We start from the raw sequence: 13,381 nt of genomic DNA, 5'->3' as shown, positions 1-13,381 counted from the left end.
CAGCACGAATCACCAACCACTACAACCAATATCTATGGATGAATTGACCAAACGTTTTCATCAAATCGAGCTTAGATCAAATAGCTCAGACCAAGTGAAAGGAAAATATGAAAAGAGTCAAGAAATGAAATCAGAAGGAGAGAGGAAGAGAAGAAATTCAGAATCGGATCCTGGCGCCCTGGACCTAAGTCTGAAAAAAGCACGGGTAGACTCACCCATATTGTCACAGCCAAAAAGTTTTTCATCGACTACAACTCGTGCCGTTGAAAAAGTACAAAATGTCATCGAACAGAAATGGCAACAGCATCTAAATAACCCACGTATCCAAGCTAGTTTACGAAGCTTTGTCAACGAAAGGTCTTAGGATAGATAGATGGTGTATCAATCCGTTTTTTTAACTTTTTCTAAATTAAGATCTGGATAGTCGCTCAATCAAAAATGACCCAAGGACCTTAAAAATAGGCTAGGCTATTTTGAGGTTCTTTGGGTCTTGTTAGGATCGGAACGATAGTGTCAATCCTGATCAATAATGATTACAAGTACATGTGATAGTCAGGATTATTACTCGTTAATGTAGTCAATTAGCTCTTCTTTTTTGATCGATTCATCAAAAATATGCTCTTCCAAAATAACAGTTGGAACAAAACGGATATTGGCAGCATTCGCCTCAGCTATAATTGCTTGAGAGGCAGGAGATTCTTCTTGGTAAGTTAGACCTAACTTATTTTGAGCATAATCTGCTACTTCTGCTAGACTAAGATTTTTCCAATCATCCTGCGAATCAAATACTTTTTTGATTTCTCGTAAAGCTACTTGACCGTCTGACGTATCAATATGATGATGCATCACATTCCCACGTTGCAAACTTTCTTTTTCTTTATCAAAAAGTTTGATCACCCGTTGCAAACGACCTTTACTTACAGCTTCTTCGAGTAATTCATAAGATTCGTTGAACCATTGACGGCAATAAGGGCAAGCCAGATTGATAAACTCTGCCATTTTCTTAGGAGCATCTAAGTTTCCATAATGAATGCCAGTTTCGGTATTTGTTTTATCTGCTTTAATGATAGATATATCCATGTATAATCACCTCTTAGATTCATTTTAAGCATTTTTCAGGAAAAAGACTAGTTTTTTGTTTAATAAAGCATGTATCTTCTCATGTGAGTACTTTTACAGAATAGGTAGGTTTTCAGGAGCTTTTGCGTTATAATAGGTGGGATATTTGAGAGAATTTGAACAAGGATGATGACAAATGCGAAAAATGAAAACAATGGACGGAAATACAGCTGCCGCTTATATTTCTTACGCTTTTACAGAATTAGCTGCAATCTATCCCATTACGCCCAGCTCAACGATGGCAGAATTAGTGGATCAATGGTCTGCTAGTGGGAAGAAAAATATTTTTGGACAACCAGTTAAAGTGGTTGAAATGCAATCTGAAGCAGGAGCGGCTGGTGTTGTGCATGGTTCGCTCAAAACAGGCGCGCTGACAACGACTTATACAGCTTCTCAAGGATTGTTGTTGATGATACCCAATATGTATAAAATCGCTGGTGAATTACTACCAAGCGTATTTCATGTCGCAAGTCGTGCAGTCACGACGAATGCGTTAAATATCTTTGGGGATCATGGGGATGTCATGGCTGCTCGATCGACTGGATTTGCGATGCTTGCAGAAAGTAGTGTGCAAGAAGTTATGGACTTAGCACCCGTAGCACATTTGGCTTCGATTGAAGCAGAGCTGCCATTCTTGAATTTTTTTGATGGTTTTCGTACGAGCCATGAAATCCAAAAAATTGAAGTACTAGAATATGACGAGTTAGCATCGTTAATCAATCAAGAGAAACTTACTGCGTTTAGAAAAAGAGCGATGAACCCTAACCACCCAACTGTTAGTGGAACGAATCAAAATCCAGATATTCATTTTCAGCAAAGAGAAACGATCAATTCGTATTACGAACAATTACCTCGCATCGTACAAAAATACATGCAAGCAATCAATGAATTACGTGGAACTTCCTATGATTTAGTCACTTATCATGGTGCTGCCGATGCGACAGAAGTCATCATTTCGATGGGGTCGGTAGCGCAAACGATTGAGCAGACAGTCGATTATTTGAATAAAAATGGCCGGAAAGTCGGTTTCTTGAATATCCATCTTTATCGCCCATTCCCAATTGAAACATTGTTGCAAAATCTTCCTAAAACTACACAGTCAATTGCCGTATTAGATCGAAGCAAAGAACCAGGAGCTGGTGGGGAACCATTACTGCTAGATGTTCAAAGTGCACTTTATGATGCAACAATCTGTCCTAAAATAATTGGTGGGCGGTATGGATTAGGATCAAAAGATGTGACACCAGATCAAATCATCAGCGTTTTTGACGAGTTGCAAAAAGATGAACAAATGAAAAAACGATTTACAATCGGGATAGTGGATGATGTTACCTATCATTCTTTGGCACCAAGACCAACATTGGATTTAACGGATGCTGAAACTTATCAAGCTAAGTTTTGGGGTTTTGGTTCTGACGGGACAGTCGGTGCAAATAAATCTGCTATTAAAATCATTGGTGATCATACAGACAAATACGCCCAAGGCTATTTTTACTATGATTCAAAAAAATCAGGTGGATTGACGATTTCCCATCTCCGTTTTGGAAACACGCCAATTCGTTCTACTTATTTAGTTGAACATGCTGATTTTGTCGCTTGTCATACGCCTGCTTACTTGCACAGCTATGATTTAGTTAAAGGGTTGAAAAAAGGTGGCACATTTTTATTGAATACTTTATGGACAGATGATCAGTTAGAAACGCATCTGCCTATTCGTCTAAAAAAATATTTGGCAGAAAATGAGATTCAATTTTATACGATCAATGCGATGAAAATTGCTCAAGAAGTTGGATTAGGTCGTCGTATTAACACTGCCATGCAAACGGCTTTTTTCAAATTAGCAAACATTATTCCTATTGAAGAAGTGATTCCGCTCTTGAAAGAAGAAGTGCTTAAAAGCTATGGTCATAAATCAATGAAAATCGTAGAAAAAAATAACCAAGCGATTGATCATACCCTTGAACTTCTCCATAGAGTTGAAATCCCCAAACATTGGCAATCATTAGAACTACCTAGCAAAAAAGAAGAGACAACATCACGTTACGTAAAAGAGATTTTTACGCCGATCAATGCTCAAGAAGGAAATCAACTGTCAGTAGGTACTTTAGTAGCCAACCAGATGACAACTGGCGAGATGCCATTAGGAACAGCAGCGCTGGAAAAACGAGGTGTAGCCCTAGAAGTCCCTGAATGGATCAGTGACCGTTGTACGATGTGCAATGAGTGCGCATTTGTATGTCCGCACGCAGCCATCCGCCCATTCTTAGCTGATGAAGAAGAGCTGACTGAAGCGCCTGAAGGATTTATCGTTCGTGATATGAGAGGACCTGACGGGTTAAAATATCGTATCCAAGTTTCCGTGGAGGACTGTACAGGATGTGGATTATGTGTGGAGGCTTGTCCAGCCAAAGGAAAAGCGTTAGTGATGAAACCTTACGAGGAACAAAAAGAACAAGCGGTCAATTGGGCGTTTGCAATGACATTGAGACAGAAAGAAAACCCTATGAAAGGAAAAAATACGGTAATGGCTACCCAATTTAACCAACCGTTGCTTGAATTTTCAGGTGCCTGCTCTGGTTGCGGTGAAACGCCATATGTGAAACTTTTGACCCAAATGTTCGGAGACCGAATGATGATCGCTAATGCAACCGGCTGTTCTTCAATATGGGGAGGAGCTTCGCCAGCATCACCGTTCACAACGAATGCTTGTGGGCAAGGTCCAGCTTGGTCTAATTCCTTATTAGAAGATAATGCTGAATTTGGCTATGGTATGTTACTAGCTGCTCAAACCCGTCGTGAAGCTTTAGCGCAATCTGTTCGTGAAATCATGCCAAAAGTATCGAGTGCGCTTCGACTGTTGATGGAGGATTGGCTCAACCATTTATTCGATAGCGAAGGAACACAACAACGAGCAGCTAAACTTCAGGCTGCGATGGTAGCGGAAGTACAGCAAGTCCCAGAATTGGAATCCATTCTTGAGCACAAAGATATTTTTGTCAAAAACAGTCAATGGATTATTGGCGGAGATGGTTGGGCTTATGATATTGGCTTTGGTGGTATCGATCATGTATTGGCTAGTGGGGCAGATGTGAATATCCTAGTATTGGATAATGAAGTTTATTCTAATACTGGGGGGCAAACCTCTAAAGCAACGCCAACGTCAGCTATTGCAAAATTCTCCGCAAGTGGGAAATATGCGTCGAAGAAAGATTTAGGAATGATGGCAATGACTTATGGGAACGTCTATGTCGCTCAAATTGCTTCTGGTGCCAATCAAATGCAAACAATCAAGGCGTTTGAAGAAGCAGAGAAATACCCAGGGCCATCACTAATCATTGCGTATACGCCTTGTATCACCCATGGTCTGTTGGGGGGCATGAAAGAATCGATTAAAGAAGCCAAAGAAGCTGTTTCATCAGGCTATTGGTCCCTCTATCGTTATAATCCAAGTTTAATTGAAAAAGGGAAGGTTCCGATGATTTTGGATTACAAAAAACCAGACTTTTCAACAATGGGCGATTTTATGCGTAAGCAAGTTCGGTTTTCTTCACTAGAAAGTGCCAACCCTCAATTAGCTGAAAAATTGTTTGAAAAAACGGTTCTAGATGCAAAAACTCGTTTTTACAATTATGCTTCACTCACTGGACAGCTTGATAAAATTAAAGAAAAACTAGAACCGTCTGATCCAATTGTAAAAGAAGAGGAAGTCGAAACGAAAAAGAGAAAAAAAGAACGTAAGATCGATGATGAAGCAGCAGCCAGAAGAGCTGCTAAAAGAGCAGAACGCGCAGCACGTCGAAAATGATGTTTTGATGTTTCGTTCAGTGATCCAACTATCTCATTCGGTAAATGATAAGCAAACAATTTAAAGGGCGGAAAAATCGACCGAATAATTTATGTAATTTTCTTGAAAAAAGTAGCCAGAATCGTCTCATATTTCCAAACATATGATATACTTAAAGGGAAATCTCAAAAGAGAAGAGAGGCTTTTTATGTCATTTCAAATCGGGGAACTTTTTAATTTAGAGTATTGGCAACAAATGTTTTCCGGTGACTTATTTTCTCTGAATTTTTTGGTAAACATACTGGATATTTTAGTCGTATGGTATTTGGTTTACAAACTGATCCAGCTACTAAGAGGGACGAAAGCGATCCAATTGCTCAAAGGCGTTGCCATCTTTATCGTGATTCGAATTGCGGCTGAGTTGATTGGGCTACACACGCTGTCATGGCTGATGAACCAAGTCATAACTTATGGTGTGATTGCAGCAATCGTCATCTTCCAACCAGAGATTCGTCGTGGGTTAGAACATCTGGGAAGAAGTTCGTTATTCAAACAAACGAAAAGCGAGCAACAAGAAGACGAGAAGATGATCCTATCCTTTGATAAAGCTATTCAATATATGTCGAAACGTAAGATTGGTGCTCTGATTACGATCGAGCGTCATACTGGTTTGGATGAGTATATTGAGACAGGCATCGCATTGGATGCAGATATTACTGGTGAGTTACTCATTAATATCTTTATTCCCAATACGCCGCTGCATGACGGGGCAGTTATTGTCAAAAATGGAAAAATTGCAGTTGCTAGTGCCTATTTACCTTTATCAGAAAGTATGTTGATTCCAAAAGAATTTGGAACACGTCACCGAGCTGCTGTCGGTATTAGTGAGGTCAGCGATGCAATAACTATCGTGGTCTCGGAAGAAACAGGAGATGTAAGTATCACTTTAGACAATCAATTGATACCAGGGTTATCGCAAGAAGAGTATTTATCGATCTTACGAAAACAACTAATTGTAGAAGAAAAAAATAAAAACAAAAAGAATGGGCTTCAATCTTTCTTGGACGCAATGACTAAGGGAGGGGATCGGAAATGATCTCAAAAGAAAAGCGTACGAGTATTCTGTATGGGTTTGTTGCGTTATTGTTTAGTATCATTCTTTATTTCAATGCGAATGGTCAAACGATGCAAAACACATTATCTGGAAACGAGTCCTATTCGCAGACAGCTTCTGATGTTTCGATCCAACTTTTATATGATACCGATAAGTATTATATCCATGGTTACGAAAACACTACTACTGTCAAATTGGCTAGTGCGAATCGTATCCAGTTGATGGCTGAGGCAAATGAAGACACCCGTACCTTTAGGGTCACCGCAGACTTAGCACATCTAGGTGAAGGAACCCACGAAGTGCCATTGAAAATCAAAAATCTAAGCAGCGCTGTCACCGCTAAGTTGCAACCGGAAACGATCACGGTTACAATTGAAAAGAAAGTGACCAAAGACTTTGAAGTTAAAGCTATTCTGCCAACAGAGACGACGCCTTCTGGTTATAATTTAACTGAAACAACTGTCGATCCAACGAAGGTCACGATCACCACTGGAGATAAGACTTTAGCGGAAATTCATCAAGTGGTTGCAAAAGTCAACCCGTCAATGATAACGGACGATGGTGTGAATAGCAATGTATCTGTACAAGCGTTAAATTCAGCTGGTGAGCCGTTGAGTATTGTTTCTGATCCAGTGCAAGTCAACGTCACGTCAGATGCAATCAAACCGAAAAAAACGGTTAGCCTATATGGTATTCAACAAGGGACAAAAGGCGAAGGAATTAAGAACTATAATTTCAAGTTTTCCGAATTAGAGGCTGAAGTCACAGGGACGACGGAACAACTTGCTCAAATAGGGGATAGTATCGCTGTGCCTATCGACATATCAGGAATTACTCATCGAACGACTAGGACGATTCAGATTCCTGTTGAACAAGGAATGAGCGTCTCGCCTAAATCGGTTAAAGTTGAGATAACACCAGTGCTGGAATCGACAACTAGTGATTCTTCAGTCGATAAAAATCAAAGTTCGACTAAAAGGAATGACTCAACAACGTCAACGACAAAGTCGACTACATCGAGCACGTCACTTTCTAGTGTCCAGACAGAAAGCAAGCAAACTTCTGAAAGTACAGATTCGAGTGAATCCACTATGCAAAGTACACAAGAGAGTCAAACGTATTCTTCGGAAAATTAAGTTAAAGGAGCAAATTTACAATTATGGGTAAATATTTTGGAACGGATGGTGTCCGTGGCGAAGCCAATAAAGAATTGACACCAGAATTAGCGTTTAAGTTAGGTAGATGTGGCGGATATGTATTAAGCCAACATGAAACAGAAGGGAAACGTCCACGGGTTTTAGTTGGGCGTGACACCAGAATCTCTGGGCAAATGCTAGAAGAAGCCTTAATTTCTGGTTTGTTATCAGTTGGTATTGAAGTATTTCAACTTGGCGTCATTTCCACACCAGGAGTTGCTTATTTAACAAGATTGCAAAAAGCCAATGCCGGCGTGATGATTTCTGCTTCACATAATCCTGCACAAGATAATGGAATCAAATTTTTTGGTGCTGATGGGTTTAAATTAGTGGATGAACAAGAATTAGAAATTGAAGCATTGCTTGATGCCGAAGTGGACGAATTGCCACGTCCTTCAGCAGAGGGATTAGGAACAGTAGAAGAATTTCCAGAAGGCTTATTAAAATATTCTCAATTCTTAGTGCAAACGATCAATGGGGATCTATCAGGCCTAACCGTTTGTGTCGATGCGGCAAATGGAGCGACAGCAACTTCTGTCAACCGTTTATTCGCAGACTTAGAAACAGATTTTTATACGATGGGTACCAGCCCTAATGGCTTAAATATTAACGATGGTGTTGGTTCAACACACCCTGAAAAGTTAGCTGAAATGGTTGTTGAAAAAGGCGCCGATGCCGGTTTAGCATTTGATGGTGATGGGGATCGAATTATTGCAGTGGATGAACTTGGGAACATCGTTGATGGTGATAAAATCATGTTCATTTGTGCGAAATACCTTTCAAAGAAAAATCGTTTGAAAAAAGATACGATCGTTACAACGGTCATGAGTAATTTAGGATTCCATAAAGCGGTGGAAGAAATTGGCTTGAAAGACGTAGTTACTCAGGTTGGTGACCGCTATGTTGTAGAAGAAATGCGAAAAAATGATTATAATTTTGGTGGAGAACAATCTGGTCATATGGTCTTCCTTGACTTTAATACTACAGGTGATGGAATGCTATCAGGAATCCAATTACTGAATATCATGAAGCAAACTGGGAAGAAATTATCCGAGTTAGCGAGCGAAGTGACGATCTACCCACAAAAATTAGTAAATATCCGAGTAAGTAACAAAAATGGTGCAATGGAAGTTCCAGCGATCAAAAAAGTGATTGAAGAAACTGAGGCTGAGATGGCTGGTGAAGGAAGAATTTTAGTTCGTCCTTCTGGAACTGAACCATTATTACGTGTCATGGCTGAAGCGCCAACGGATGAAAAAGTAGCATATTACGTGGATAAGATTGCTGCAGTTGTTCGAGAAGAGATCGGACTTGAAGAATAAGAACTAAAATTTTTCTCATTTTAATAGTAATCGACTGTTATTTACAAAAATGTTTTCTTGTTTTTGTGAATAACAGTTTTTTTGTCCGTAGGAAAACAAATTTGGGTTGCTGTCAAATGCTTGTTCCAAGATAACTACTTTTTTGTATAAAATTAGCGTTGGGTTTAGACTATTCTCCGTTAAAAGTTGTTATGATAGAACTTTAATTTCTAATTATACGAAAAAAAAGGGCTTTTTTTATCTCTGAATAGATTAAACTAACTTGCGAAACAACTAATTTAGAGGAGGTAAATATGAAAATTTTCAAAAAACTGATTCGATTGATGATGATTGTTTTTCTATTTGTTAAACCGGTCATTGTAGTAGCGGTTGATCCATCTTATGCACCCTCTTATCAACTAGCAGAAGAGGTGATTATAAAAAATGGTGAATTTAATGATGGGTTGAATCACTGGATCGTTTCCAATCCTGGAAGTAACAATCCTGCACTTGTGACAGATGAAAGTGGCAATCATTATGTAATGGCATCAAATGGAGAGAATATCCTGCAATATGTTCAGTTAAAACCGAAAACGACCTATCAATTCACTTATTATGTGATCGGAGACCCTTCGTTTCCAGCAATTGTGGAATTTGGCACGCTTAATCATGGGGAAGGGTTTATTTCGTTGAAGGATGAGAGACATTATAATGATGCTTGGAAACAACATGAATTTAGCTTTACGACTCCGGAAGGTGAAAATACATATATTATCCGTTTTGCGTCTAGTGGAAACGGGACAGCATATTTTGATAACGTTCAAGCCACTGCATTAGATTTGGAAGCTCCTACCAATCCTAAAAATCTGAAAGTCAACGACGTTTCAAGTGATAGTGTTAGCTTGTCTTGGGAAGCTGCAACAGACAACGTAGGCGTAATGGGTTATTTGGTTTATCGAGACAACCAACTGATTCAAACAGTCACCGATGCAGACCTCGCTTATACCGACAATGGATTAACGGAAGATACTACCTATACGTATGAAGTGAGAGCAGTTGATCAAGCGGGGAATGTATCAGCAGCGAGTAATGCAGTGACGGCTAGGACAAAACTGGCGAGTAGCAGCCCACCAGCAGTGCCTTTGAATTTAAAAGTCACTAGTGTAACAACTGATAGTGTCAGCTTATCGTGGGAATCAGCGACAGATAACATTGACGTAATCGGTTATATCATTTATCGAGACAATCAGTTAATTCAAGGAGTGATTGGTGCGGAGGAAGTAGCATACACGGATATAGGATTAATGGAAGATACGATGTATACATATCAAGTGAGAGCAGTTGATCAGGCAGGAAACATATCAGAAATGAGTAATACAGTAACAGCTAAGACAAAACCAACAGAAGAAATTCTTCCTCCTGCAGCTCCTTTGAACTTGCGAATCGATGATGTAACAACTAACAGTGTCAGCTTGTCATGGCAAGAAGCAATCGATAATGTTGATGTAGCTAGTTATAACGTTTATCGAGATGATCAGTTGGTTCAAACGCTAACTGGTACGGACTTAACCTACATAGATACAGGGTTGATGGAAGATACCACCTATACCTATATAGTCAAAGCTGTTGATCAATCAGGGAATCTATCAGAAGCAAGTAATGCGGTAACGGCTAGGACAAAATCAGCAGAAGATCTGACTCCTCCTACGCCCCCTTTGAATTTACGAATCGATGATGTAACAACTAACAGTGTCAGCTTGTCGTGGGAAGCAGCAATCGATGATGTGGGTGTCACTGGTTATCACGTCTATCGAGACGATCAGTTAGTCCAAACACTTTCTGGTACGGACTTAACTTACATAGACACAGGATTGATGGAGGCTACCACTTATACCTATAAAATCAGAGCGGTTGATCAAGCTGGTAATCTATCAGAAGCGAGTAATGCAGTGAAAGCAAGAACGAAAATGACAATGGAGGTGAGTCGCCCGTTGCCCCCTACTAAACTGAGATCAGCCCGTGTCACAGAACATGAAGTGGCTTTAATGTGGGACGCACCTAATGAATCGAAGGAAATCATGAGCTATCAAGTTTACCGAAACAATGTATTGGTAGGAGAAGTAGCGGGGGAAACCTCACTATATACTGATAAAGATTTACAGGAAAATACGAAATATTCTTATGTAGTTAAATCGAAAAACAAAGAAGGGAATCTCTCGGAAGAAAGTAATAAAATTATCGTGCAGACAAGCAAAAAACATGAGACGGTTCCTCCTTTAGAGGAAGAGATAGTAAAAGAATCAACGGAAAAACCACCTGTGGCAAAAGAAACCGAAACAAAAAATAATGGAGCGATTAATAAAGGAAAAGAGGAAGCAAAAGTGAATAAGAATACTGCTAAAAAGGTGAGTAAACAGTTACCAGCTACGGGTAATAAAGTTAGTCCATTGCTACAACTACTGGGGCTAACCATAGTGAGTGCAACAATCCTGTTATCTTACAGGAGACAAAAAAAGAGCCATCAAGCAAAACAGCCCGGAACTAATGCTTAGCTCGTTTAGATGGGGGACTCGATACAAAATAGGTTAAAACAATAAAAAGGCATTTTCGAACTGATTGATGACTACACAAAAAAGCCAAAAAGGCAATGAAAATTAAATTTCATTGTTTTTTGGCTTTTTTCATGGTGATACATGCTATATTTTTTTAACCTTTTTCCTATTCAACGGTCACTGATTTTGCCAAATTTCTCGGTTTATCAACATCAAGACCTCTTAGCAAGGTCGCGTAGTAGGCAATCAATTGTGTAGGGATCACTGTGATTAATGAAGTGAGTAAAGGATGAACAACAGGCAATACTAATTGGTCATCTGATCGATCTAAGCCTTTTGTAGCCATGACCAATGTTTTTGCTCCACGACTTTCCACTTCTTTTAGATTTCCTCTCGTGTGTGCACCTGTTATCTTTTCGCTGATCATCCCGATAACCGGTGTGTTCGTTTCGATCAGCGCGATCGTACCATGTTTTAATTCTCCAGCTGCGAAACCTTCTGCTTGGATATAACTGATTTCTTTTAACTTCAATGCAGCCTCTAAAGAGACAGCATAATCTGTTCCACGTCCAATATAAAAAGCGTTTCTTGCATCCATTAGATAGTCAGCTGCTAACTCCTGTAAGTAGTCCTTTTGAGAAATTAGTTCTTCCATGCCATTCGCTACGATACTAAGCTCGTGCGTTAGATCGAATTCTCTAGCTGAAGAAAGATTTTTTTCATGACCAATTCCTTTAGCAAGTGCAGCTAAAACAGCGATTTGAGCAGTATAAGCTTTTGTTGAAGCCACGGCGATTTCAGGTCCAGCATGTAGTAAAAGAGTGTAAGAAGCTTCCCTTGATAAAGTAGAGCCGGGTACATTAGTGATCGTCAATGATGGGTAATTCAATTCATTCATTTTCACGAGTACTTGTCGACTGTCTGCTGTTTCCCCACTTTGGCTTAAGAAAATAAAAAATGGTTTCTCTGAAAGTAGAGGCAAATTATAACCAAATTCACTTGCAAGATGGACTTCCACAGGAATACGGGTTAATTGTTCTAAAATAGGTTTTCCAACTAAGCCAGCATGGTAACTCGTTCCACAAGCAACAATGTAGATACGGTCACTGTTTTTAGCTGTTTCTAAAAGTTGTTTATCCATCAGTACTTCATTCTCATGGCTCACGTAAGTTTGGGCAATCTTTCGCATAACGATCGGTTGTTCATCGATTTCTTTCAACATGTAGTAAGGATAAGTGCCCTTTTCAATATCAGCTGCATCAATTTGTGCTTCAAAAGAAGTTCGTTCAACTGGTTGACCTGAGATCGTTTCGATTGAAATTTCATTTTTAGTGACGATCACTAATTCGCCATCTTCAATTTCAACAAATTCTTTCGTATAAGCCAGCATAGCCATTGCGTCGCTGGCGATAACATTGAATCCGTCTCCCAGACCAATTAAGAGAGGGCTTTTGTTTTTAGCGACAAAAATTTGATCTGGCAGAGTACGATCAATTAATGCGAAAGCATAAGAACCTTTGATTAATTGAAGTGTTTTGACAAAGGCAGATTTTGTATCCAGTCCTTCATTTGCAAAAAATTCAATAAGATGAGAAATGATCTCAGTATCCGTTTCCCCTGAAAATTGATCCGTTTCTAAATAATCATTTTTTAGTTCAGCAAAGTTTTCAATTACACCGTTATGGACAAGAACAAAACGTCCGCTTTGAGAAGTGTGAGGGTGCGCATTTTTTTGAGAAGGTTCGCCATGAGTTGCCCAACGAGTGTGACCGATTCCGATTGTTCCCGCTGTTTCGTTTGTTAGCTTATCCTTTAGGTTCTGAATTCTACCTTGTGCTTTGACCAAAAAATCATTTTCATGATTCGCAACAAAGATTCCAGCCGAATCGTATCCCCGATATTCTAATTTTTCTAAACCATTGATCAATCCTGGTGTTACGTTTTCTAATCCAATCATTCCGACAATTCCACACATAAAAAACATCCTACTTTCTATAATATAATCATTATGAAAGTTTCCAGCTGCTGGAATCGATTTTTGTTCTATCTTCACAGATAGGTTTTGATCGATCCTATAGAGTGCAGTCCCTAGGGTCATCCGCCGAATATTTCGATAAACCCTTTCCTCGTCATCTGTAACTACAGACCAGGCGCTATTCCTTAAAATGAGAATGGTATATCTAAACTCCTTTTTCGTATTTTTCTGGAAACTTCTTAAATGATAACGTTGTTGTGTGATGTTTGTCAATAAAAAAGAGAAAAAATAAAATTGGTCTATATGGTTGTGGCGGGAGGATCGAAATGAAGTTTTGACT

Annotated in this window: 8 protein-coding genes; 6 read left to right on the top strand and 2 right to left on the bottom strand. The window is 39.3% G+C overall.

Annotated elements, in window-relative coordinates:
* Positions 1-364 (top strand): hypothetical protein (locus AB3H93_RS04505; RefSeq protein ID WP_368020212.1); only part of this gene is annotated, 364 nt, incomplete at its 5' end.
* 197 nt (positions 365-561) lie between these two features.
* On the opposite strand, the gene AB3H93_RS04500 is transcribed toward AB3H93_RS04505, so the two are convergent.
* Positions 562-1,080: a thioredoxin domain-containing protein gene (locus tag AB3H93_RS04500; RefSeq protein ID WP_034698266.1), complete on the bottom strand. Its 519-nt coding sequence runs from the start codon at positions 1,078-1,080 to the stop codon at positions 562-564.
* 175 nt (positions 1,081-1,255) lie between these two features.
* On the opposite strand from AB3H93_RS04500, the gene nifJ reads away from it, so the two are divergent.
* The 5 genes from nifJ to AB3H93_RS04475 all read left to right on the top strand — a co-directional run bounded on the left by nifJ (position 1,256) and on the right by AB3H93_RS04475 (position 11,066).
* Complete coding sequence (nifJ, locus tag AB3H93_RS04495; RefSeq protein WP_368020211.1) at positions 1,256-4,924, top strand: pyruvate:ferredoxin (flavodoxin) oxidoreductase; 3,669 nt, start codon at positions 1,256-1,258, stop codon at positions 4,922-4,924.
* 187 nt (positions 4,925-5,111) lie between these two features.
* Positions 5,112-5,999, top strand: coding sequence for a diadenylate cyclase CdaA (gene cdaA, locus AB3H93_RS04490; protein ID WP_010737735.1), 888 nt, complete (start codon positions 5,112-5,114; stop codon positions 5,997-5,999).
* The gene (locus AB3H93_RS04485; protein ID WP_010718959.1) at positions 5,996-7,153 is read left to right on the top strand and encodes a YbbR-like domain-containing protein; all 1,158 of its coding nucleotides are present in this window, start codon (positions 5,996-5,998) and stop codon (positions 7,151-7,153) included. Before cdaA ends, AB3H93_RS04485 begins: the two co-directional genes overlap by 4 nt.
* Positions 7,154-7,176: 23 nt before the next feature.
* The gene (gene glmM / locus AB3H93_RS04480; RefSeq protein ID WP_010718960.1) at positions 7,177-8,535 is read left to right on the top strand and encodes a phosphoglucosamine mutase; all 1,359 of its coding nucleotides are present in this window, start codon (positions 7,177-7,179) and stop codon (positions 8,533-8,535) included.
* A gap of 293 nt (positions 8,536-8,828) precedes the next feature.
* Entirely contained in the window at positions 8,829-11,066 is a 2,238-nt protein-coding gene (locus AB3H93_RS04475; protein WP_368020210.1) for a fibronectin type III domain-containing protein, read from the top strand.
* A 166-nt stretch (positions 11,067-11,232) separates the two neighbouring features.
* On the opposite strand, the gene glmS is transcribed toward AB3H93_RS04475, so the two are convergent.
* On the bottom strand, positions 11,233-13,041 hold the full coding sequence (glmS, locus tag AB3H93_RS04470; protein WP_368020209.1) for a glutamine--fructose-6-phosphate transaminase (isomerizing): 1,809 nt from the start codon (positions 13,039-13,041) through the stop codon (positions 11,233-11,235).
* Positions 13,042-13,381: the final 340 nt, after the last annotated feature.

The organism is Enterococcus sp. C74 (assembly GCF_040887125.1).
GTDB lineage: Bacteria > Bacillota > Bacilli > Lactobacillales > Enterococcaceae > Enterococcus_B > Enterococcus_B hirae.
This window is presented reverse-complemented; position numbering and strand designations above follow the sequence as displayed.